This window comes from Geomicrobium sp. JCM 19037 (assembly GCF_000698105.1).
GTDB lineage: Bacteria > Bacillota > Bacilli > Bacillales > Marinococcaceae > Geomicrobium_A.
This window is the reverse complement of record NZ_BAWZ01000015.1, coordinates 25456-48186: the sequence shown is the minus strand read 5'-3', so window position 1 is coordinate 48186 and position 22731 is coordinate 25456. Positions and strand designations below refer to the sequence as shown.

20 protein-coding genes and 2 pseudogenes are annotated in these 22731 nt (G+C 45.7%); 13 read left to right on the top strand and 9 right to left on the bottom strand.

The window, feature by feature from the left end; all coding sequences use genetic code 11:
• Positions 1-35: 35 nt before the first annotated feature.
• A complete protein-coding gene (locus JCM19037_RS10305) occupies positions 36-692 on the bottom strand; it encodes a class I SAM-dependent methyltransferase (protein WP_042400697.1) in 657 nt (218 codons plus the stop codon).
• Between the two features lie 119 nt (positions 693-811).
• Positions 812-1760, bottom strand: a pseudogene (locus tag JCM19037_RS10300) (ring-cleaving dioxygenase).
• Between the two features lie 77 nt (positions 1761-1837).
• Here JCM19037_RS10300 and JCM19037_RS10295 point away from each other — a divergent pair.
• The 7 genes and pseudogenes from JCM19037_RS10295 (at position 1838) to JCM19037_RS10270 (ending at position 6671) form a co-directional block, all read left to right on the top strand.
• Entirely contained in the window at positions 1838-2449 is a 612-nt protein-coding gene (locus JCM19037_RS10295) for an alpha/beta hydrolase (protein WP_042400694.1), read from the top strand.
• A gap of 45 nt (positions 2450-2494) precedes the next feature.
• Positions 2495-2770, top strand: coding sequence for a hypothetical protein (locus tag JCM19037_RS10290; protein WP_042400691.1), 276 nt, complete (start codon positions 2495-2497; stop codon positions 2768-2770).
• A gap of 346 nt (positions 2771-3116) precedes the next feature.
• The gene (locus JCM19037_RS10285; RefSeq protein WP_042400687.1) at positions 3117-4457 is read left to right on the top strand and encodes a cytochrome ubiquinol oxidase subunit I; all 1341 of its coding nucleotides are present in this window, start codon (positions 3117-3119) and stop codon (positions 4455-4457) included.
• Positions 4454-5466: pseudogene (locus JCM19037_RS10280) on the top strand (cytochrome d ubiquinol oxidase subunit II). The gene JCM19037_RS10285 and the pseudogene JCM19037_RS10280 overlap by 4 nt, the downstream one beginning before the upstream one ends.
• 4 nt (positions 5467-5470) lie before the next feature.
• Entirely contained in the window at positions 5471-5566 is a 96-nt protein-coding gene (locus JCM19037_RS30055) for a hypothetical protein (protein ID WP_373900729.1), read from the top strand.
• Between the two features lie 160 nt (positions 5567-5726).
• Positions 5727-5963: a hypothetical protein gene (locus JCM19037_RS10275; protein ID WP_152549028.1), complete on the top strand. Its 237-nt coding sequence runs from the start codon at positions 5727-5729 to the stop codon at positions 5961-5963.
• A 9-nt stretch (positions 5964-5972) separates the two neighbouring features.
• Positions 5973-6671, top strand: a complete 699-nt coding sequence (locus tag JCM19037_RS10270; RefSeq protein WP_081829218.1) for a TraB/GumN family protein — start codon at positions 5973-5975, stop codon at positions 6669-6671.
• A gap of 1161 nt (positions 6672-7832) precedes the next feature.
• Here the strand turns inward: JCM19037_RS10270 and cydC are convergent.
• Positions 7833-9545 carry a thiol reductant ABC exporter subunit CydC gene (gene cydC / locus JCM19037_RS10265; protein WP_042400679.1) on the bottom strand — a complete coding sequence of 571 codons (1713 nt, stop codon included), beginning with the start codon at positions 9543-9545 and terminating at the stop codon, positions 7833-7835.
• Positions 9542-11263, bottom strand: coding sequence for a thiol reductant ABC exporter subunit CydD (cydD, locus tag JCM19037_RS10260; protein WP_238544661.1), 1722 nt, complete (start codon positions 11261-11263; stop codon positions 9542-9544). Before cydD ends, cydC begins: the two co-directional genes overlap by 4 nt.
• 152 nt (positions 11264-11415) lie before the next feature.
• On the opposite strand from cydD, the gene JCM19037_RS10255 reads away from it, so the two are divergent.
• From JCM19037_RS10255 to JCM19037_RS10235, 6 genes are all read left to right on the top strand, one after another.
• Positions 11416-12627 (top strand): aminopeptidase, encoded by a 1212-nt coding sequence (locus JCM19037_RS10255; protein WP_042400677.1) that lies wholly within the window; start codon positions 11416-11418, stop codon positions 12625-12627.
• 17 nt (positions 12628-12644) lie between these two features.
• Positions 12645-12968 (top strand): TIGR04104 family putative zinc finger protein, encoded by a 324-nt coding sequence (locus JCM19037_RS10250; RefSeq protein ID WP_255357893.1) that lies wholly within the window; start codon positions 12645-12647, stop codon positions 12966-12968.
• A gap of 20 nt (positions 12969-12988) precedes the next feature.
• On the top strand, positions 12989-13267 hold the full coding sequence (locus tag JCM19037_RS22670) for a hypothetical protein (protein WP_052363778.1): 279 nt from the start codon (positions 12989-12991) through the stop codon (positions 13265-13267).
• Positions 13215-13457, top strand: coding sequence for an N-acetyltransferase (locus tag JCM19037_RS24270; protein WP_081829215.1), 243 nt, complete (start codon positions 13215-13217; stop codon positions 13455-13457). Before JCM19037_RS22670 ends, JCM19037_RS24270 begins: the two co-directional genes overlap by 53 nt.
• Complete coding sequence (locus JCM19037_RS10240; protein WP_307189782.1) at positions 13454-13846, top strand: nucleoside deaminase; 393 nt, start codon at positions 13454-13456, stop codon at positions 13844-13846. Before JCM19037_RS24270 ends, JCM19037_RS10240 begins: the two co-directional genes overlap by 4 nt.
• Positions 13847-14094: 248 nt before the next feature.
• Entirely contained in the window at positions 14095-15204 is a 1110-nt protein-coding gene (locus tag JCM19037_RS10235; RefSeq protein ID WP_238544659.1) for a CAP domain-containing protein, read from the top strand.
• Between the two features lie 196 nt (positions 15205-15400).
• Here JCM19037_RS10235 and JCM19037_RS10230 read toward each other — a convergent pair whose 3' ends face one another.
• From JCM19037_RS10230 to JCM19037_RS10215, 5 genes are all read right to left on the bottom strand, one after another.
• Positions 15401-17173, bottom strand: a complete 1773-nt coding sequence (locus JCM19037_RS10230; RefSeq protein WP_042400669.1) for an ABC transporter ATP-binding protein — start codon at positions 17171-17173, stop codon at positions 15401-15403.
• Positions 17170-17967 carry an ABC transporter ATP-binding protein gene (locus JCM19037_RS22665; protein ID WP_052363776.1) on the bottom strand — a complete coding sequence of 266 codons (798 nt, stop codon included), beginning with the start codon at positions 17965-17967 and terminating at the stop codon, positions 17170-17172. The genes JCM19037_RS10230 and JCM19037_RS22665 overlap by 4 nt, the downstream gene beginning before the upstream one ends.
• A 2-nt stretch (positions 17968-17969) precedes the next feature.
• The gene (locus JCM19037_RS22660; protein ID WP_052363775.1) at positions 17970-18893 is read right to left on the bottom strand and encodes an ABC transporter permease; all 924 of its coding nucleotides are present in this window, start codon (positions 18891-18893) and stop codon (positions 17970-17972) included.
• Positions 18894-20789: 1896 nt separating this feature from the next.
• Positions 20790-21227, bottom strand: coding sequence for a hypothetical protein (locus JCM19037_RS10220; protein WP_042400666.1), 438 nt, complete (start codon positions 21225-21227; stop codon positions 20790-20792).
• 154 nt (positions 21228-21381) lie between these two features.
• Positions 21382-22371 (bottom strand): DUF6612 family protein, encoded by a 990-nt coding sequence (locus JCM19037_RS10215; RefSeq protein ID WP_042400663.1) that lies wholly within the window; start codon positions 22369-22371, stop codon positions 21382-21384.
• Between the last annotated feature and the right edge of the window lie 360 nt (positions 22372-22731).

The following is a 22731-nucleotide window of genomic DNA, read 5'->3' as shown; positions in this document are numbered from 1 at the left end:
CACGCAATCGTAAACGTTTGCGCGCAACAATAAAGTTACCAAGAGGGTTTGCCGGTCATCTTGTCGTAAGGGGGCTGCTTCGGACGTTTCTCGATCACGAGAATGCTGTCGTAATAGCTCATCGACCACGCAGATCTAGAAAAATCAGTCACAGCTAAACGTGAGTCCCTTGAGTACCACGCATGCAATTGATCAATGAACGGCTTTGAATATTCAATGAAATTGTTTGGGTTTTCATATCCTCCGCCGTATTCCTCCATGTAACTTGTGTGCAAGTCTTCGATGAGGAAGACGCCATTTGCAGACAACAATGGATACATTTCTTCAAAGGTGATGATCTGTTGGTGCATGAAGTGCCCGCCGTCATCAATAATGATGTCCATTTCCGGTAAGGTAGGCTTAATGGATTGCCAAAAGGTGCGATTGCCTTGGTCGCCAATAATAATGTTCACTTGCTCTTCTTCAAAGGATTTGCACACGGGGTTAATGTCTAGTCCGTAGATGGTGGCACCTTTTCCGAAGTATTCTTTCCACATTTGAAGCGACCCCCCGTGTGACACACCGACTTCCAAAATGTTAACGTCTGTTCCGACAAAACGATCAAAATGGCGCTCATAAATGTCAAAGTAATGGATCCATTTATGAATTAATCGTCCGTCATTCGATTCAAAGTACTTGTGTAGCTTATTCATTCGAACCTCCTTATGACGAGGATTTCTTTTATTTATACGCTAAGAAAATTGGAAAATGTGTTCGGGGCATGGCCGAATTTATGAACGTAAAAAACCGCCCACGTACGGGCGGCCGGTCATTACGTTTGCAGCGGCTGGAGTTTTGCTTCAATTTCCTTTCGGTTGGGTTCAAGAAAGTCAGGGAGAGAAAGAGATTTTCCTAATTGATCAACGGGTTCGTCGATTGCAAAGCCTGGTCCATCCGTCGCCAGTTCGTACAGAATACCGTTGGGTTCTCTGAAATAGAGAGAACGGAAATAATACCTGTCGACAAAGCCTGACGTTTGAAAGCCTTCATCTTCAATTCGTTTTACCCACTGCTGGAGTTCTTCTTCGGTTTCTACTCGAAATGCGACGTGGTGCACACTGCCTCTTCCTTCTCTTGCTTTTGGTGAGGTCTTATCTTCTTCGACATGTACTTGTCCTGATAAACCTGCCTGGTCTGCTTCAAATACAAAAACTCGATGCTCACCGTTTTTATATTCGCCTTTTTTCGTGAAGCCGAGCACGTCAGTTAATACGTCGCTCGTCGGCTCTACGTATTGAACTTTCAAGCGCACAGGACCTAGCCTAAGATGTTGTAGTCATCCGGGATCTCTTCAGGTGAAGACGATTCCCGTTTGTCGTCCAAGTCGCTGTCGGCAACGAGAAGCATCTTGTGCCTTCAGGGTCTTGAAAAGGAAGTACAGCGGTGTCGTTCATCGTTTGGACTTCATTGTGCGTCACTTGGTACCTTTCAAAGCGAGTTTTCCAAAATGAAAGCGCAGCGACGGAAGACACGCGTAAAGATATGTCGTTAATGGTGTTTGTGCCGTCATGTTTTTGGGCGAGGTTTGGAATCTCAAAAAATGTAACCTCAGTGCCTGGGGTACCTTGTTCATCAGCATAAAATAAGTGATAAAACGACGTGTTGTCTTGGTTGACGGTTTTCTTTACGAGTTTCATTCCGAGTACATTCCGATAAAAGGCAAGATTCTTTTTCGCATCTTTTGTTAACGATGAAATATGGTGTTGACCGCGTAATTTCATACCTTTCACCTCACAGTTGATTTATTGTCAGTTTAAATGTAAACTGATAGAAAGTCAAACGGGAAGGAGCGATAACGATGAAGCATTTTTTTCATAAGAGTACGGATCACCCACACACATTTGTGCTACTTCACGGAAGTGGGGGGAGAGAAAGCGACTTACTCAGCGTTGTAGGGGAAATTGACGTAAGGCAGTCAGTGTTAGGAATACGCGGGTCAGTGCGTGACCACGGTGGGTTTCGTCATTTTGAGCGGCAGACAGACGGAAAGTTTGATAGAGAAGAAATCAATCAACGTACCGAAGAGGTACTACACGTCATTGAAGATTACGTCCAGCATAACCAAGTGAACCGCAAACATATTCATCTGTTAGGCTATTCAAATGGTGCGAACTTGGCCGTAAACATGATTCTTCAGCAACCCGAGCTCTTTTCATCGGCTCTCCTTTTTCACCCGAGCCATCTGTACCCTGAAGCCGAGCGAAGTGATCTTAGCGGGATGCCAATTTTCATGACGAGTGGATCTCGAGATGCAATTACCCCGCCAGGAGAGGCATATGCCCTTAGACAGCAATTAGAAACCTTCGGTGCGGATGTAACTGTGGAACTCACCGATCACGGTCATGAGTTAACGAATAAAGAAGTAGATATTGCAGCAAGTTGGTGGAATAAAGGGTTGGCTAGCCACTAAGAACAGGGACGTTCCTGTGCAAGGTGCGGAGCGAGAGGGTGCGCGGTGGGAAGCGTGCACTGTGGTGTCGAAAGTGAGCACATCGGTGTCGAAAGCGTGCATATCCATGTCGAAAGCGAGCACATGCCGTTTGCGCGTCGCCCCACAGCTACGCGTGTCACAAATACAACCAGTATGGGTCTACCTCTTAGGTACAATACCAACTCCCGTGTCGAAAGTGAGCACATCGGTGTCGAAAAGGTGCACTTCTTTGTCGAAAGTGAGCACATCGGTGTCGGAAAGGTGCACTTCTTTGTCGAAAAGGTGCGCTCTCGTGTCTAAAACGTGCACATCCATGTAAAAAGCATTCACACCCCAATAAAACCAGCTCGTACAACATTGCATGAGCTGGTTTTATTCACGTTTCTAAGCGGTAGGAACCGTAAATTCCACCTGGTCACATGCTGCGCTGCCTACACGTTCAAATTTGCAGGTGTACCGTGTAAATAAAAACGGGTATAGCTAGATGATGACGACGAGTGACAAATTTTAAAACTGTGTCTAGACATTCATAAAATAGTCAAACCATACACATGTCATCCTACATATACAGCTGGTATAATAAAACTAAAAGATTGTGAAGTTGTGCACAATCTTTTTCGGGTCGTATCGAAAAAGGAGGCAGCAGATGTTTATTGATGATCCGGTTTTGATGAGTCGACTGTTAACGTTATTGACACTGTCTTTTCATATATTTTATGCGACTGTGGGTGTCGGGCTGCCACTCATGATTATGCTCTTTCATTGGCTAGGAATCCGTAAAGATGATATTCACTACATCCTTATGGCTAGAAGGCTTGCCAAAGGGTTCGTCGTCACCGTTGCGGTCGGCGTCGTCACGGGTACTGCGATTGGTTTGCAACTCGCGCTTTTATGGCCGAACTTTATGCAGCTTGCTGGACATATTATTGCCCTTCCACTATTTATGGAAGTGTTCGCGTTTTTCTTTGAAGCTATATTTCTAGGAATCTATTTATATACTTGGGACCGCTTTGATGATCAAAGAAAGCATTTGTTGTTACTTGTGCCTGTTGCGATCGGTGGGGCAATGAGTGCGTTCTTTATTACAGTTGTGAACTCGTTTATGAATTCACCTGGCGGTTTTGAACTCGTAAACGGAGAAATGGTTGACATTAACCCGTTGCTGGCGATGTTCACGCTCTCTATGCCAACGAAGGTTACCCACGTTCTTGCAACCGCATATATGACGGTCGCCTTTATGTTGGCAGCAATTGCGGCGTTTCGCCTGCTGAAGGGAAGCCATACAACGTATTACAAAAAATCATTAAATGTCATGATGAAGGTTGGTTTCGTCTTTGCGATTGCAACAGCACTTATTGGTGACCTTTCCGGTAAGTATTTGGCAGAGCACCAACCGGAAAAGCTAGCCGCTGCCGAGTGGCATTTCGAAACAGAAGAAGCGGCGCCACTCATTTTATGGGGGATACTCGATGACAACCAAGAAGTTCAGTACGGCATTGAAATTCCCTATGCGCTAAGTATACTTGCGTACAGCGATCCAATGGCGGAAGTGACCGGGCTGGAAGAGTTCCCAGAAGAATTGCAGCCGCCACTTATTATCCACTACTTCTTCGATACGATGGTGACGATTGGGATGTTCATGCTTGCGCTATCCTTCGTATATGTGGTCGCAAAGTGGAGAAACTGGCAGTTTGTCGATCGAAAGTGGTATCGCTGGCTCATTGTGCTCGGAGGTCCGCTCTCATTTTTAGCGATTCAAGCAGGTTGGTGGATGTCTGAAGTCGGTCGTCAGCCGTGGATTTTAAGAGGTATTATGACGGTAGACGAAGCGGCAACGACCGCCAGTTATGTAGACCTTGTGTTCATCGGCTTCGTGTTGCTCTATTTCATCCTCGGTGTGGGTACAATCGTCGTCTTACGCAAAATGTTCCGCGGTAAGCCGGTGGAAAAAGAACTCGAGGAGTTTACAGGAGGGGATGAGCGATGAGTTTAGAAGTTGTAGGGATTTCCGTACTATGGCTCTTCCTTTTCTTTTATATCATCGTCGCTCCATTGATTATGGAGCGGGGTGTTTAATACGCATAGTATTATGACAGGCAAACAGCACATTTTAAGCAAAGTCATTCAGCGGTATTTGTCGCCGGTGTGGGAAGTTACGAACGTGTTTTTCGTGTTCTTCTTTGTCGGGATCATTGGTTTCTTCCCCGACAGTGCGTATTATTTCGGAACGATACTGCTTATTCCAGCAAGTGTTTCGATTATCCTTCTTGCGATCCGCGGCTCGTATTATGCGTTTGAATCATACGGTGCCAAAGGTCATAAAGGGTATGCGTTTATGTATGGGGTGTCCGGGATTCTCATTCCTGCGTCTCTATCGGTCGTGCTCACGATTTCGGAAGGCGGGTTTGTCTATTTCGAAGATGGCAACCCGGTGCTCGATTACACAGGACTATTTACGAGTCCGCTCACGTGGCGATCGTCGTGTTGAGTATCGTGCTGTCTTATATATTTCATCGGTATTTCTCACATGGTATGCCAATAAAACCGGCGACGGCAAAGCCACATCACTCATGCGAAAGTACGCGATGATTTGGTCTGTGCCACTCATTGTCGCCGCAAGCGGAATCATTGTGGAGCTTCGAAATCACAACATCCATCACTTCGAAAGCATTCTAAATCTATGGTGGATGTTCGCCATTTCATTCGTATTGTGGGTAGCGACGCTCGTGCTCATTGTGCGCGCGAAACAGTTTGGTCTCGCGGTCTGGCTCATGATTGGACAATTTGCGTTCGCCTTCTTCGGGTACGGCATCTCCCATTACCCATATATTTTGTATCCGTATTTAACGATCTACGACGGTTTTACAAATGATGCGATGGCCATCTCGCTCATCGTCGTGTTTGGCCTCGGCATGTTGTTGTTATTGCCGTCACTCTACTTGCTTGTCCGTCTCTTCTTATTTGATGACAAGTATGTAAAAGGAAAGAGGGGTTGAGCCGATGCTAGATGACTTTCTCATTCTCGTTGCTCCGTTCCTTGTGCTCATCGCAGCGATCGTGATTGCCTTCTTTGTAGCCTCAAAAGATAAAACGTGACAGAAAAGAACGCCCCATCCAATGTGATGGGGCGTTCTTTTTGAGCCGCTTCACGACCGTTCTTGGACTCTTCATAACCGAACGGCCACCTTCGAGTTTTGACTGGGTCTTATTTGTGTATATAGAGGGTGAACAGAAAAACAACGATGGAGGAACGATCATGAAAAAATGGATAGCTGGAATGGGAATACTCGTACTTTTGACCGCTTGTGCAACGGATGAAGAGGAACAAACCGAAGAAGCAGAAGCAGATGCCCCTGAATCAGAAGAAGAACAGACCGTAGAAGGGGAGGGCGGCGGTTTTCTTTGGAAGATCGAGGAAGGGGATACGACGGTCTACTTGCAAGGCACGATTCATACTGCGTTTGCTGACATGTACCTCTCAACGCAGAACTAGAAGCCGCTTATGATGAAGCGGATGTGCTGCTTCCTGAAATTGACTGGCCCCGTATGGACGTCAGGGGGCTTAAATGAAGAAGAGATGATGGATTTGATTACCTTTGATGACGACACGTTGCTCGAAGATGTGATTGACGAGGAAATGTATGAAGAGATCGTCACCATCATGGAAGCTCAAGGAATGCCAGAAGAGATGGTCAACAGCTTGGAACCGTGGTACATTACGAGCGGACTTCAAGAAGAGGAAGAAGGAAATGCGACGTTTGATGCTGGCGTCGATTGGCATTACCTCGAACGTGCCGTTGAAGACGGAAAAGAAATTGAGGAGCTTGAAGGACAAATAATTAGCTTGCTCGCATTGAATGAGCAGTCCCTCGAACTTCAACTTGAACAACTTGAAGATGTGATGAACCCCGAGGACGTCGATATGCCAGATGTAGATGGGGATGACTTGGTTGAAATGTGGCTAGCAGGAGAAGAAGAACCGTTAATTGAATATTGGGAAGAAGTGACGTATGGGGAAGAGTATGACCGAGTGTATTTGTGGGATCGAAACGAGCGCAATGCGGATATTATTGATGAAATCTTGCAAGAAGATGACGGGCAAACCTACTTGGCGCTCATCGGCGCATTCCACTTTTTTATCGAGCCAGGCGTTCAAGACTTTCTTGAAGAGCGAGGATATACGGTGGAACGCATCAATTAGTAGTTATACACCCTACTCTGACCATAGAACGTGAAATCACCGGGGTCGGGTGTTTCCATAGCGCTGTATTAAGGAAATTACGAATCGTGAACGACGTTGCTGAAAATCAGACAACCAATGCATGTCGTTCAGCTTCTGCTAGTGAACCGGTCGTGGTATATAATGGAAAATAAGTAGAAGGAAAATAAATTCACTGAATCGGATGACCGAGATCGGTCTTTACGGGTGAGTGCTTGCATATTGTGTGTTGAAATTCATCTCGCTGCACATCGACAACGTCGCTGCCGATCGTTGTTTGTCACTGCAAGGTTGGGGCAACACGGAAAACATTTGCTGAAGGGTAAAAGTCATGACCTAGGGTCGCCACTTGGTGCAAGGGTGAGTTGTCCGGTCACGTATGTGACGATCCAGCCCGCAAACTGGGCGCTTTCGGCACGCAACTGTCACAAATCCTGCAATTTGTGACAGTTGACTTCGTTTATGTGCGCATTCACGTTTAAATCATGATTTTTCTTTCTCAAATGTCACATAAATGAATTTATGGGGCATTTGGACTTTTTTCCACACACCTTATCCAGGAGGGGTGCACCGAACCGATGCCGCACTTATGCTCTGGAGTGTCAAGAAAACCCAGTGGGCGTTTTTTGGCCACCGATGCCGCACTTATGCTCCAGAGTACAACCATCCTCCTGCAGTGGAAAGCAACAACAAACTGCGCAGAAAATGGCACCTAGCACCGGGGCTACCCCTCCAACCGTGCAAATCAAGAAACTGTTACGTTCATTCTATATAGATGTAAAATGATCGTGAGAGAGGCGAGTTTCCTAATGCCAAAAGGCGCGGCCGTAGCAACCTGCAACATAAACGGAGTTGTAGTGAGCCGGAGCCGAAAAGTTTACGTCCACGGAAAAACGTATACCAGTCTTTAGCTTGTTATAAATAGAAAATCCCACATAGACCATGTCTTTGATGGGATTTTCTTCAATAGAGGACGCCTTTTTAGCCGGAATCCCCACGTAGACATGTTATATCCCACATAGACGGTTCTATGAAGGGATAATTGACGCTCGCAACGCTCTATGTTGTTGATTTCCCCACATAGATCGAGCCCGGTCGTTCGAGTTAACGAGTAGCTCATAGAGTGTGCCGCAGCCGACACGTTTATCCGACGAACAACTCACTCTCAAGGTCTTTCATCTGCTTTAGATAGCCGTTCTGCGCAATGAGTTCGTCATACGACCCTGCCTCTATGATCTGTCCGTGATCGACGACGATTATTTGGTCCATTTGTTCGAGACCGGTGAGTCGGTGACTAATGAGCACGACGGTGGCGTCTTCAGTACGGCTAAACACTTGGTCGAGCATGCGCTGTTCGGTAAGGGCATCTAATGATGACGTCGGTTCATCGAGCACCCACAGTGACGCGTCCCGCAAGAAGAGGCGAGCGAGTGCGAGCCGTTGTTTTTCTCCACCAGATAGGTTTGCGGCGTTTTCATGCAAGGCGTCGCTCAAGTTCAAATGGTCGAGTTCGACGCTCTTGAGCGCATCGGTCATTTCGGCTTCTGTTGCTTGATCGTTGCCCATTGCCAAGTTCTCGTTTACGCTACCTACAAAGAATTGGTTGGACTGAAGCGACACGTTGCTTGATTGCCATACGTCTTGCTCATCAATATGGTCAAGCTGGGTGTTGTTCAAGTAGATCGGTTGATCGTCAACAGGTTGCAACTTGAGGAGCAACGATGCAATCGTCGATTTTCCTGAGCCGCTTGCTCCGATGATGGCGGTATGGCTCCCAGGGGCGATGGCAAACGAAACGGACTCGAGCACTGGACGTGGGAAATCTGGAAACGAAAAGCTCACCCGATCAAACTGAATACTCGGGGGTGAATCACCGTCATACGGAGTAAATGACGGTTCTGTACGCGCATCCTCATCAATGTCTTCCAGCCGTTTGGCGGCTTGACTGCTCTCCTGCACGTAGTACGGGAAAAGCGCCATCGGTGTGACTTGTTCAAAAACGGTGAGTGAAATCATGAGAAGCATGGCAAGCAATGTGCCGGCGAGATTTCCTTCTGCGACTTGAAACCCAGCGAACGCGAGCACGCCAACAGAGACGATGAGTGAGAGAAATCCAATGGCGAACTCACTCCAAATGTGCATTCGCTCGGACTGCTCTTTCTCCCGTTCATACGCATTAATTTTTTCGTGAACAACATGTTTGTGTTGCTCGGAAGCGCCGTGAATGACGAGTTCTTTGAAGCCAGAAAGAAACTCGGCTGTTTCGGATGAAAGCTCGCCTCTCGTTTGGCGAAGCTTAGAATCGACACGACGGTGACCGATAAAAAATAGTGTTGGAATGACGACGAGCACGAGTACAAAGCCTGCCAAAATAACAACCGCAGAACCGAAAGAAAGCGTGAATGTAAACGTAATCGTTGCGATAAATACAGTAAGCATGACGACGGGTGGATAAATGACGCGCAACAACACGTGTTGTAACGACTCAACGTCCCCAACAATTCGGGACATAAGGTCACCGCTTTGAATTTTTGACAATACGCGAGATGCGACGGGTTCCAACTTTTCGTATACCCTGAGGCGGATGTTACTCAACATTGTGAATGTCGCACGGTGTGAAAAATAGCGTTCACCATAGCGGCTGATGGCGGCGGTCACACCGAGCAGTTTCACGATCGCAACGATCACCATGAGTGTGTAGATCGGGGGCGTGAGTGCGGCTCGAGAGATGAGCAAACCGCTTGCCGAAAAGAGACTTACCGCTGCGATTCCGGCAATAAATCCAGTCAAAATTGATAAGAGCATATCACGCCTTTCGGCAAACGCCATCTTCACATAAGGAATGAGAGCTTTCATGACGATTCTCCTCCTTGTTGTGTCTGGATCATCTGTTGGTAAAGGGGATCGCTCTGCCACAGCTCTTCATGAGTGCCGACGGAACGAACGGTTCCTTCGTCCATGAAAACAATCCGATCTGCTTGTCGAATCGTATAAAGGCGATGAGCGACGACGATCACAGTCGAGTTCTGATTGAGTCGTAACAACGATGATTGGAGCACTTGCTCTGTTTTTAAATCGAGCCCGGTCGTCGGCTCATCAAACAGAACGACCGCGGGTTTCTTATAGAAAGCTCGTGCAATGAACACACGTTGACGTTCACCACCGGATAGTCCGCGGCCTCCGTCACCAATTACAGTATCAAACCCGTCTGGAAGCTGTGTGATCCACTCGTACACACCGGCCTCAGTTGCTGCTTCAAACACTGCTTCATGCCGGATCGGATCGTTGTCACCGAGCGCGATGTTCTCCGCAATTGTGCCAGCGAATAAATAGCCATCCTGACTGATTACGCTCAGTTGCTTAAACCAAGACGCAACAGACAGCTGCTCACGGTCGACCCCGTTAATGAAATAAGCGCCGGAGTGAATTGGTAACAAGCCGCCAAGCATATGAAGAAGCGTAGATTTACCTGATCCAGTGGCGCCGATAATCGCAATTCGTTCAAACGGACGAGCATGAAAGTCAACCGCTTCAATTGCGAACCGATCATCGTAGCGAAACGCCGCTTCTTTTAGCGTGAGTGTTGGGGGTTGTTCGGTTGCGACGGGTTGCTCTCCCCAAACGACCGGCTCCCCGCGATCATTGTTCACAAGTTCTTCCACTTTATCAAGTGCACCTGAACTCGTTTTCCCTTGATGAAACGCTGTGCCTAGTTCTTTCAGTTTATTGAAAAGCTCGGGCGCGAGAATGAGCATAAGAAAACCTGAAACAAATGAAGTGTCTTGCACGATGATCATGCGAATCGCAACTTCGAGCGCAATAATACCGATGCTTAGCATCGAGATGAACTCTAGCGCCAAAGAGTTGCTAAACGCCACTTTCAGCACGTTCATCGTCGCATCACGAAACGCTAAGCTCTTCTCTTTAATGCGTTGGCGTTGCTTTTCAGATTGCCCGAAAAGCTTGATCGTGTTCAAACCGCGTAACGTGTCGAGGAAAACCCCAGAAAAACTGGCCATCTGATCGAGCTGTTCTTGCGACTTATCGCCAGTTTTCATGCCGATAATGATCATATAAATAAAAATAAACGGAGCCGTAATAAGGATAATCAGTCCGCTCGCCCAATGTTCAAAGAAGATGACGGCAAGAATCATGAGTGGAATTACTAGCGATTGCACCATTTGTGGAATGTACTTGCTATAGTAGTTTTGTGTCTCATCAATCGTATCGAGGAAATAGCTCGTCTTTTGACCGGTATGCGCCTCTTTGCTCCCAACGATCGCGCCATTCGTATAATGCTCAATTAAACGACCCCGAAGTCGAACTTTCGCATCTGAGGCAATCCTGCTCCCCATTCGTTGAATGAGAAAGCGACTAAACGTGCGCAGGAATAACGCAGCAACGAGTAGAACAAGTAGATGGGCAATCTGTTGAAACGTCGAAGATTGCAGAAATAAGCCATCAATAATAAAAACAATGCTATATGCTTGCGTAATGATTGCTACACCTGTAACAACAGTGATGAGCAACATCATGTACATCTTTCGTCGGTAAGGATTCAGTCGTGCGTTCACAAAAGCCTCCTTATCGTACCTCTTACATCCTATTTTATAGCTCATCAGTTAGCTTTCATACAATTACGCCTTACAATCACCAAATGTTGCGATTTCTATCACAGAACAGTAACGGATTTGTCATGATTACAGAAAACGGAAGGGGGAAACTCATGAGTATACGTGCGTATGCCCAAATCATCATACAGATCGGGATTCGGGTAAAACCGGGCGAACTGGTGCGCGTCAACTGTCACACGGAGCACCTAGCGCTCGTGCAAGAAATTGTGAAAGAGGCGTATCGTAGAGGTGCCCAACATGTGGAGCTCGACGTACGCGACCCTAGCATTGAGGATGCGAGAACCGAGCACGTGCACGAAGAATTTCTTCATACATACCCAGAGGTTGCCGTCACGAATGAAAAAAACAATATGCAGGCAGGGTATTCCACGATTACGATCACGTCACCGACATTTTCACAGTACGCCGATGAGAATTTACAGAAGAGAGCATTGGCCGTCCGTCAGGCGAAAGCACGGGCGATGCGACCGGTGCGGCAATTCGGAATGGAAAATCATAACAAATGGGTCGTCGTTTGTGCGCCAACAACGGAGTGGGCGGTGCAGCTGTTCCCTGATCTAAGCGAAGCGCAGTCACTTGAGCAATTGTGGTCGCTCATCCTAAATGTGTGTGGCGCATATGAAACAGACCCGGTGTTCGCTTGGAAGCGTCGTGATGAAGCGCTTAAACAAAAGGTCGCATTGCTCAATGATGCACTGTTTGACGCGTTGCGATTTGTGAGCCCAGTAACGGATTTGACCGTGACGTTAATTGATGGGCATCGGTGGACCGGCGGGTCTGAACGAACGAAAGACGGGCGCGTGTTTCTTTCTAACATTCCTGTAGAAGAAGTGTGGACGATGCCTGACAAACGAGGAGTAACCGGCTTTTGTACGCTGACGAAACCGGTGCATCTGCTAGGGCAAACGTTTGAGGATTTGCAGTTGTTCTTTGAAACAGGCCGCCTCGTGCGCATTGAACCTCCCAATGCTCGCTTGTTTGCCTATTTGCAAACCGATGACGGGGCGAGTAGGCTCGGAGAGGTTGCGCTCGTTGCTGCAGATGCAGCCGTCGCAAAAACAGGCGTAACATTTTTGAATGTGTTGCTCGATGAAAATGCGGCTTCACACATCGCTTTTGGAGGAGCGTATGTAGACAACTTATATGACGGTGAGCAGATGAGTGTGGAAGAACGAATGGCAGTAGGGATGAACGAATCAGCCATTCATGAAGACGTAATGATCGGTAGTGAACAGATGAACGTGTACGGGTTGAAAGCAGAACGGACGGTTCTGATCATGGAGCATGGACGGTGGCAAATTTAGTATGCTACGCTACACACATGTGTAAAGAGGAGGTGATCACGATTCTGATTTGTGAAAATTGCCAACAATTATGGAGCTATCGATGGAGTTTGAAGCAATTTTTTACGCGTATTCATCATATGAATTGTTCTCATTGTCACGTACCTCAATACTTAACGAAGCGCGCTAAGAAGCGAGGTGTGATCACTGCGATATTGCCGCTCATGATCCCAGTACTTAGCTTGTTTACAAGTCTGTCTTTTTTAGGGATTATGAGCGTGTTTATCGTGTTAGCTGTAGCAGTGATTGCGGTCTTTCCACTGCTCATGGAAGTAGGAAATGAAGAATACTTGCCATTCTAATGATGGCTGGAGGGAGAAATTTGGTTACACTCGTTCGCATGAACAGTGAAGATGTAGAGCGTTACGTGGAAACGGCTATTAGAAAGTACGCCCGAGAAAATGTGAAATCCGGAACGTGGAAAGAAGAGGGGGCAGAAGAGCGGGCGCGAGCGACGTACGAGCGGTTGTTGCCACACCTTGATAAAACGACCGGACACTTTCTGTACGACGTGTACGATGAACAAACCCCGCTAGGTCTCGTTTGGTTTGCCAAAGTATCAGACGACGAAGTTTATCTACGATATTTCCCTATCCCCTGAACATCAAGGAAAAGGATGGGGGAAACAAACGATGCAAGAAGTCGAGCGGCTGGCAACGAAGATGGGCATTTCTCGACTCGGGTTGCAAGTGTTTGGCCATAACGATGTTGCAAGGCGTCTTTACGAGAAACTCGACTACGAAGAGACGAATATTATAATGAAAAAAGACATAAGGAGGAGTCGGGCATGATTACAGAACAAGACATCCACTATCTTGAACGTGCGGTTTCTCTTGCCGAAAAAGGGTTGGCCGAGGGCAATGACCCGTTTGGCTCGGTCCTCGTATCCGCAGACGGTACAATTCTTGCCGAGGATTATAACCGTGTATCCTCAGGGGACGTGACGAAACATCCAGAAATTGAGCTCGTTCGCTTTGCATCTGTTCATCTCAATCAAGAAGAGAGACACCAATCTACCGTGTATACGTCAGGTGAGCATTGTCCGATGTGTGCATCGCTCATGCGATGGCAGGGATGGGGCGAATTGTGTACGCCACGTCATCAAGCCAATTACGTGAATGGAAGCGAGAATTCGGGAGTACGAGCACAGTCGTCCACCCGTTGCCGATTCATAAAGTGATCGTTGATGCACGGGTTGATGGCCCAGTGGACGCGTTTTTTGATCAAGTAAAAGCGTTACATAATAGAAGACACAAATCAAAGTGAAAGTTCCCTTAGGCAACGGCGAAATTCTTTCAATTTCGTTAACAAGGATTATCGGCGGCGGAAACGGTGTATAGTAGAAAAAGGAACATGTGTAACGTAAGGGAGAAAAACAGCGTTCATTTTTATGAGGCGAGTTTGGTATACAGAAGGAGCGTATCCAATTTGAAAAGATCCCTGTATGTGTTTATGTTTGCGATTACCTTTTTCTATATAAATCCGGGAGCTGCCGATGCAGCTGAAGAATCAACGCTATGGGATACGATTAATCAGTCAAGGGAAGAGATTGCAGATGATTTTCAACTGAGAGAGCTATTCCAAGATATTAACCGTATGATTCATTCGGTCATCAATGCCATTACAGGCAACACAGATGAACCACCTGAAGATGTCGAAGATCCAGATTTGCACGAGCCAACGGATCAATTGTTCTCCATCCATAATATTGAAATGGGCGACGATCGGTCGGATGTTGAAGCTGAAGTAGGTTCACCTGAACGGTCTTCACTGAGTGAATACGGCTTGGAATGGGTCACGTACCACGATCAATATCACAACTATGTGCAGGTGATGTATGACGAGGAAGAGCAAGTGCGTGGCTTATATACGAACCAAGACTTAATTTCATCGACGAGCGATCTTTCATTTGGCAGTCTTCAAGAAGATGTGCGAGGGGAACTTGGTGAGCCTGAATCTTACTTAAGAAAAGGGCTCATTCGATATCAGCTCGATGGAGACGGCGAACATGATGTGTTCGCTGAAGAAAATCAATACGTTACCGTCTTTTATGACGTGCATGAGGAAAGTCGGGTAACCGCGCTGCAAATCATTGATGAAGAAATTGAACAAAGTAGAAGTGCGATGTATCGTGCCCAAGACGAGTCACTAAGAGACGGGTTTGAATATCAGCTGTTTGACTTGACGAATGCGGAGCGCGTGAAACGGGGTCTCGCACCGTTAACGTGGGACGAAGCCGTTCGTTCAACAGCGAGAGACCATAGCCAAGATATGGCAGACCAACAGTTCTTCAGCCATACGAATCCAGAAGGTGAATCACCGTTCGATCGCATGGATGACGACGGCATCTCCTACCGAACCGCAGGTGAAAACCTTGCGTACGGACAATGGAGCAGCATCTTTGCCCACGAAGGACTTATGAATTCTGCAGGGCACCGCGAGAACATTTTGCAAGGTCACTTCGACGCCCTCGGAGTCGGTGTCGCATTTAATGAAGAAGATCAACCGTATTATACGGAGAAATTCTTTAGTCCTTAACCAATGAAAGATTGTAACGAAAAAACGATGAACACCATGTAAAGATGGTGTTCATCGTTTTTGTCGATGTCATTCAGTGAGCGGTGATGTGGCTATCAATTATGGGAAAGCAGATGCCTACCCGTGCTGCATCTGCTTCCAAACTGATTTATAAGGAAGCAGATGGACTTCACCGTGATAAGAGGAGGCGGCGCTTTTAGAATTCTTTAGCTGCGTCAAGTTCTCGTTTAAACAGCTGGCGGTAATGCGTGCCGCTATGAACGAGTGTTTCATGGGCGCCATCTTCAACGATCTGTCCGCCTTGCATGACGAGAATGCGATCAGCATTTTGGATGGTGTGCAGACGGTGGGCAATGGTTACGGTCGTTCGGCCTTGTTTTAGTTGTTGAAGTCCTTTTTGAATTTGTAATTCAGTCCGACTGTCCACATTGCTTGTTGCTTCATCTAAGATGAGAATGCGGGGATCACTGAGCATGACACGAGCGATCGAAAGTAGTTGTTTTTCACCTTCAGACAACCCGGAAGCTTGTTCATCAAGGTGTGTATCGTACCCATTTGGAAGCTTGCGTATAAATGCATCCGCTCTAGCCTGGACGGCGGCTGTAATCATGTCATCTTCAGAAGACAGGGGCCGCCCGAACGTAATGTTCTCGCGAATCGTACCACTAAATAGCCACGGATCTTGCATGACGATGCTCGTTTGCCTTCGGAGCGCATCTTCTTCAATGGTGCGAATATCTAAACCATCAATAGAAACTGATCCTTCGTTTGCTTCATAGAACCGTAATAGCAAAAGAGCGAGCGTCGTTTTTCCCGCACCGGATGCACCGACAATCGCTACATCCTCACCAGCCTCTAGGTTTACGTTAATGTCTTTTAGAACGGGTTTGTTTGCGTCGTACTGAAACGACACATGTTCAAATGAGATTTCTCCATGGCCTTCTGGAACGGCTGTTCCGTTCGCATGATTAGGCATAGCGAGATCGATAATTTGAAATACCCGCTCGGCAGAAGCGATCGTCGCCTGGATTGTATTCGTAATGTTTGCGACTCGGTTGATCGGCTGGGTGAAGATGCGAATATACATAATGAGTGCTTGAACATCACCGATGGCAATCGTACGTTGAACGACGAAGATTCCACCTATGATCGCAATAACGACGTAGATGATATTGTTCAAGAGGTTGAGCAAGGGCACGATGAGCCCTGAAAGAAATTGCGATCGCCAATTGGCCTCATATAAGGAAGTATTGTGATGTTGGAACTTAGATTTCATCGACTCATCTTGATGATACGCTTGGATGAGTGAGTGATTCGTGTAGCTCTCTTCAACGTACCCATTAAGTGTGCCTAACGCTTGTTGTTGCTTCCTGAATTGCACTTGGGAGTACCCAATAACTCGCTTCGTAATCAGGATGCTTATCGGCAAGGTGATACATACAATAAGAGTAAGAAGGGGACTAATGATAAGCATCATGACGACGACGCCGATCATCGTAATTACAGCCGTAATCGTTTGGGTTATCGTCTGTTGTAACGTACTACTGATCTTATCAAGATCATTCACCCCTCGACTCATCAAGTCCCCTGTGCTGACACGATCAAAAAAAGTAATGGGTAGCTTCATGAGCTGATCATGCAATTCATGACGAAGGGTATAGGTGACGCGCTGTGCAACACCAATCATCAAGTATTCTTGGATATAGGAGAAATACACGCTAAATAAATAGAGTGCAGCTAGCCCTAACAACACTTGACCTACTTGAAAGAAGTCAATGCCTGAACCGCTAACGGTCCCTTCAAACAATGTTGTAATGGCTAGGCCGAGAACAAATGGACCGAGTATGAGAAATAACGTGCTCAGCACAGATGTTGCAGCGACAGTTAACAACCGGAAACGATACGGCCTTAGGTAGCCAAGAAGTCGTTTTAATGTACCCCATTGTTTTTTAAAATCTTGGTTTTTCATCGGGTACCCTCCTCCGATTGCGTGGCCGCTAGTTCGTGATAGATCCCACTCGATTGCAACAGTTCGTCATGGGTGCCATCAGCGATGATTTCTCCTTCATCTAAAACGACAATGTGATCCGCTCGTTTGGCAATCTCAACGTCTTGTGTTGCGATGATTACAGTAGATGAGTCTAACGCTTCGAACAGTTCATCAAATAATTCACCCTTCGTTCCTGCATCGATGGCAGAAAAGCTTTCGTCAAAAAGATACATGTGTGTGTTGCGAATGAGCGCGCGTGCGATGGCTAAACGTTGACGCTGTCCACCTGACAAATTCTTCCCATTTTGCGTTAACATCGTCTGGAGGCCATCAGGAAGTTCACGAACAAAAGATGTGCACTGGGCAATCGTCAGCGCTCGGTCGATCTCATCCTTTGAAACGTCCTCTGAGCCAAAGCGAAGATTCTCTTCAATCGTCCCTGAGAAAAGCTGAGTGTTTTGCGGCGAGAACGTCGTAACAGAACGCAACATTTCTGGGTCCATATTTCGTACATCGATGCCACCGAACACAATGTTCCCGGAAGTCACATCGAACAGTCTTGGGATCAATTGTAGAAACGTCGATTTTCCTGCACCCGTTCCTCCAACGATGACGGTACGTTTATGATCAGGAATCGTACAAGTGATGTTTGTGAGCACAGGTTTTTCTGCAGTCGGATACTGATAGGAAACGTTTGAAAAGCGTAGACTAGACGGTTGTTCGGGTGTTAACGACTGTGCTGGCTTTTTGATGTTCGACTCCGTATTTAACACTTCTAGAATCCGTTTTGCAGATACCGATGCCGTGGGAAACTGACAAATAATACGGACGTTAGCATGATCGAGAACAGGATGTACATCGCATATTGAATAAAGGCCATAAGGTCCCCGACTTGCAGCTCGCCTGCATTTAGTTGCAGTGAACCGAACCACAAAAGCGCTATAATTGAAAAGTTCAAGATGAACATCATGATCGGTGTGAGGTAGATCATGAGCTGGTGAACATGAATTGCGGCATCTCGGTAGGAATGATTGGCTTCTGAAAAGCGCTCTCGTTCCCGATCGACTTGGTTAAACGAACGAATGTCACGAATTCCGGTGATGCCTTCACGCAATGTCCGGTTTAATTGGTCCACCTTTTTTTGTAAAGCGGTAAACAATACGCCACCTTTTTTTGCAAAGCCAATGACAATAACAATAATAATGGGAAGCGGCGCGATAAGAATGAATGAGAGCATTACGTTTTTTGTTACTGAAAGAATAAATGCGCCGATGAACATCATTGGAGCGAGCAGCATTGTTTTTAATAGAAGAGATAAGATTGTCTGGACTTGTTGAACATCATTTGTCGTTCGGATGAGCAATGTTGAATGACCGAATTGACGATATTCTTGAAGCGAAAAACCTTGGACGCTGGCGTATAACCTCTCTCTTATAGTCACAGCAACTGAAGATGTTAATTTCGAAGTCTGATAGCCAGACAAAATCGTCACTGCTACGGTTATGAGCGTGATCAATAACATCCAAAGGCCAATTTGGATAATGTAAGACATATCAGCATTGGCAATCCCTACATCAACAAGCTCAGCGAGAAGTGTAGGTAAGGTCAGTTGCAGGATTGCTTGTAGAAATACTAAAAAAGCAATTAGCACTAATTTGGCTCGATAAGGTTTTAAGTAAATTCTCATTAGCTCCAGCATCGGGTTTCACCACTTCAATCGAATTTAAAAACCTGCCGAGAGAGGACTCCCGACAGGTTGGTTAGATCATTTAAAGGAGATTAAAATCAATATCTGTGTTCAATGAGTCAGTCCCACTGTCATTAAGCACATCGTTAAGAACTTGTGTAAGATCTAACATGTTACACACCTCCGGAGTAGAAGAATTGTTTCCATTCGCAAGATGAACGGGAGTAAACCGGCGTTCACCTTGCTGTTTTTGTTATTCTTATTTTCATAGAGGTTTCACAGACTTAAAGAATGTTCAAGTCAAGACCGATGTTTCCGGAGTCGTTTCCGCTCCCGTTGAGCACATCGTTTAGGATTTGCGTAATGTCGTTCATGGAAAACACCTCCTTTATAGGATTAGATAACGTTTAAAGAATGTTCAAGTCAAGTCCTGTATTGAGCGAGTCGTTCCCACTATCGTTCAACACGTCATTAAGGATTTGTGTGATATCCAAGAGAAACACCTCCTAAAAGGTTTGAAAAGATTTAAAGAATGTTCAAGTCAAGACCTGTGTTAAGCGAGTCGTTTCCGCTCCCGTTAAGCACATCGTTTAAGATTTGCGTGATGTCGTTCATGAAAACACCTCCCTGTTTGTATTCAAATGAATTTATAGGATGTTTAAGTTAAGGTCTGAATTAAGTGATTCATTGCCGCTATCGTTCAACACGCCATTAAGAATTTGTGTAAGATCTAACATGTATACTCACCTCCGAAGTTAAAGGATTGTTTCGGCTCACAAGATGAACGTGAGTAGACCTGCGCTCACCTTGTTGCTGTCGTTGTTAGTGTTATTTTCGTAGAGGTTTCACAGACTTAAAGAATGTTCAAGTCAAGCCCTGTGTTAAGCGAGTCGTTTCCGCTCCCGTTAAGCACATCGTTTAAGATTTGCGTGATGTCGTTCATGGAAAACACCTCCCTGTTTGTATTCAAATGAATTTATAGGATATTCAAGTCAAGGTCTGAATTAAGCGAGTCATTTCCGCTATCGTTCAACACGCCATTAAGAATTTGTGTAAGATCTAACATGTATACTCACCTCCGAAGTTAAAGGATTGTTTCGGCTCACAAGATGAACAGAAGTAGACCTGCGCTCACCTTGTTGTTTTTGTTATTCTTATTTTCGTAGAGGTTTCACAGACTTAAAGAATATTCAAGTCAAGACCGATGTTCCCGGAGTCGTTTCCGCTCCCGTTGAGTACATCATTAAGAATTTGTGTGATGTCGTTCATGGAAAACACCTCCCTATCTGTATTCGTTTTAATTTATAGGACATTCAAGTCAATGCCCGTATTAAGCGAGTCGTTCCCGCTATCGTTCAACACGTCATTAAGAATTTGTGTAAGATCCAAGTGAAACACCTCCTAAAAGGTTGAAAAGAATTAAAGAATGTTTAAGTCAAGGCCTGTGTTAAGCGAGTCGTTTCCGCTCCCGTTAAGCACATCATTAAGAATTTGCGTAATGTCGTTCATGGAAAACACCTCCTTTATAAGATTAAAAGTTGCTCCAACTAGAATACTTTGAAATCAAGATCGAAAGTTGCTGAGTCGGTGCCACTCTCAGTAAGAACATCGTTCAAGATTTGCGTGATATCGAACATGAGAATCACCTCCTACGAATACTTATCTTTTCTTATAGAACATTTAGTGAAATGGTAATATTTCCTGATTCGTTTCCACTCTCAGTTAGGACATCATTTAGCAGTTGGGTTACATCTAACATGGAAAACACCTCCTCAGTCAGAGTATCGATTTTGACATGTAAGTTGTTCTTGGTGTTCGCTTTTCTGACGATGTCTCAAAGCCTAGTTGCCTAAGCTAACGTAATCGAAAATGATTTGGATCACTTTTTCTTAAATTTTTTTTAAAAAATTATTGAGAGACTTTGTTAGAAGGCTCAGATTCGGTGCCGTCTTCCGCGATCGTCGTCACGTAATAATCCAATTGGTCAATGTCATCATCGGTATACGTTTTTCTTTCACTTTGTGTAACTGTTGCCACAGGTTCAAAGTTAGAGCCACTGCCTTTGTAGATTCGATAACCGCGAATGTCGTCTTCACGAACGGCGTGCCAAGTGAGAAATGTACCCGTAATCTCCACGTTTTCGGGTGCTGGTGGACGGGGTTGGCTCACTTCTTGCGCGGTTTCAGAGTGTGAGTCGGTCGTTTCATCTTCAACGGATCGTTCAGGAGCGACCGGACGGCTAGTTACGTCCTCATCTTCTGCATCGGGGGCGTTCATCGTGACGAACGTAAACGCTGCAAGAATGACAAGAAAACCAGTGAGCGTAAACAGTGTCATTACTTTCATACATATCGCCTCAATGAATTTGTGAAATAATCTCGTCAATCATTTGAAAAGTACGTATACCATAGCTAACGATGCGGATGCCCATTTGGATCACTTATCGGATCATTTTTTGAGAAACAAAAAACCGCCCCAGCAGGGGCGGTGAGATCGTCTGTTATTCGTCGCTATCTGTGTCTTCTTCGTCCACATCTAGCTCATCATCTTCAATGTCTTCGTCAAACTCAGGCATTTCTTGCTCAATCTCACCCATATCAATGGCGTTATCTAGAGCTTCTTGTGGAATTTCAATGGACTCTACTTCATCGAAGTCATAAAAGGTTGCGTGCGTCTCTTGAACCATTGTCATTGTTTCGCCTTCTTCTTCAATCTCCATTTCAAGATTCATGGTCATTTCTTCTTGATAGTACGTATCTTTATTAATGTAGATCACGTAATCAAACACATTAATGTCCATCTGTTGGAAGATTTGATCCATTTCAGCAGCCATTTGTTGGTCACCTTGTTGCATTTGCGTAAGTTCGCGGGTCAGTTCCATAAGATCGTCACCTGAACCTTCGATCGTAAGGGCGTAGCGATCACCTTCATCTTCTACGGACAGTTCATTTGCGTATTCGAGCAACATTTCAAGCTGGTCTTGAGGAGCCATTTGGAAGTCTTCTAAGTTCTCCATACCCATCATTTCACCGCTCATTTTCAACCATTCACCGCTCATTTCATCGTACATATAGAGCGTGCCATCTTCATCCATGTATTGTTCCATTTCCATTTCTTCTTCAGACATAGGGTCTGGCATCGTCATCGTTTGTGAGAACATCATCGGGTCAACGATCACTTCCATTACCGCGCTTGAATCCATCACCATGTCTTCACCGTCAAAACTGATCGTTTGGTCCATATCCATTTCCGAGCGGAAGCTGTTCACTTGCTCCATTGCTTCCATAGACTGCATTAGAATTTCCTCTGCTTCACTGCTGTCTGATGTTTCTGTATCTACTTCTTCGTCTTCGACAGGTTCAGCGTCTGTTTCCTCTTCTTGAGTCGCTTCTTCATTTACATCTGCATCCGTTTCTGTGTCTTCATCACCACAAGCTGCTAACACGAGCATTAGCGCAGAAGTTGAAAGCAGCATATTCATTTTTTTCATGTCGAGTCCTCCGTATTTGCGACTTGTTTAAGTCATCGCAATAGTAAGTATGCGTTACCTCTATCCCCTTACACGTGCAAAAATAAACGCTTTTTCGATAGATTAGGTGGAAAGTCCTTTCGGGAAAACCGTAAGCACACCTATGCAGTATATGAGGGAAGAACAAACACATGACTAAAAATATATAGCAGTTCGCGTAAAGATGAAAGAGATTTAATGAAATTGTAATCCACAGCCTGACTGATTTTCTTCTCAATTATTCGACGGCGTTCGTGTTGAAGCTTGGCGAACGCCCCCGCATCCAATCAAATGTGAACTGTCGTAAGTCACGAATGGGTCGAATGATTGGGGAATATGACC

Bases quoted from the DNA above. Each gene is read 5' to 3' on its own strand.
- JCM19037_RS10305 (WP_042400697.1), bottom strand. From the start codon at position 692: ATGAATAAGCTACACAAGTACTTTGAATCGAATGACGGACGATTAATT.
- JCM19037_RS10295 (WP_042400694.1), top strand. From the start codon at position 1,838: ATGAAGCATTTTTTTCATAAGAGTACGGATCACCCACACACATTTGTG.
- JCM19037_RS10285 (WP_042400687.1), top strand. From the start codon at position 3,117: ATGTTTATTGATGATCCGGTTTTGATGAGTCGACTGTTAACGTTATTG.
- JCM19037_RS30055 (WP_373900729.1), top strand. From the start codon at position 5,471: ATGCTAGATGACTTTCTCATTCTCGTTGCTCCGTTCCTTGTGCTCATC.
- JCM19037_RS10275 (WP_152549028.1), top strand. From the start codon at position 5,727: ATGAAAAAATGGATAGCTGGAATGGGAATACTCGTACTTTTGACCGCT.
- JCM19037_RS10270 (WP_081829218.1), top strand. From the start codon at position 5,973: ATGATGAAGCGGATGTGCTGCTTCCTGAAATTGACTGGCCCCGTATGG.
- cydC (WP_042400679.1), bottom strand. From the start codon at position 9,545: ATGAAAGCTCTCATTCCTTATGTGAAGATGGCGTTTGCCGAAAGGCGT.
- JCM19037_RS10255 (WP_042400677.1), top strand. From the start codon at position 11,416: ATGAGTATACGTGCGTATGCCCAAATCATCATACAGATCGGGATTCGG.
- JCM19037_RS10250 (WP_255357893.1), top strand. From the start codon at position 12,645: ATGTGTAAAGAGGAGGTGATCACGATTCTGATTTGTGAAAATTGCCAA.
- JCM19037_RS10240 (WP_307189782.1), top strand. From the start codon at position 13,454: ATGATTACAGAACAAGACATCCACTATCTTGAACGTGCGGTTTCTCTT.
- JCM19037_RS10230 (WP_042400669.1), bottom strand. From the start codon at position 17,173: ATGAAAAACCAAGATTTTAAAAAACAATGGGGTACATTAAAACGACTT.
- JCM19037_RS22660 (WP_052363775.1), bottom strand. From the start codon at position 18,893: ATGCTGGAGCTAATGAGAATTTACTTAAAACCTTATCGAGCCAAATTA.
- JCM19037_RS10220 (WP_042400666.1), bottom strand. From the start codon at position 21,227: ATGAAAGTAATGACACTGTTTACGCTCACTGGTTTTCTTGTCATTCTT.
- JCM19037_RS10215 (WP_042400663.1), bottom strand. From the start codon at position 22,371: ATGAAAAAAATGAATATGCTGCTTTCAACTTCTGCGCTAATGCTCGTG.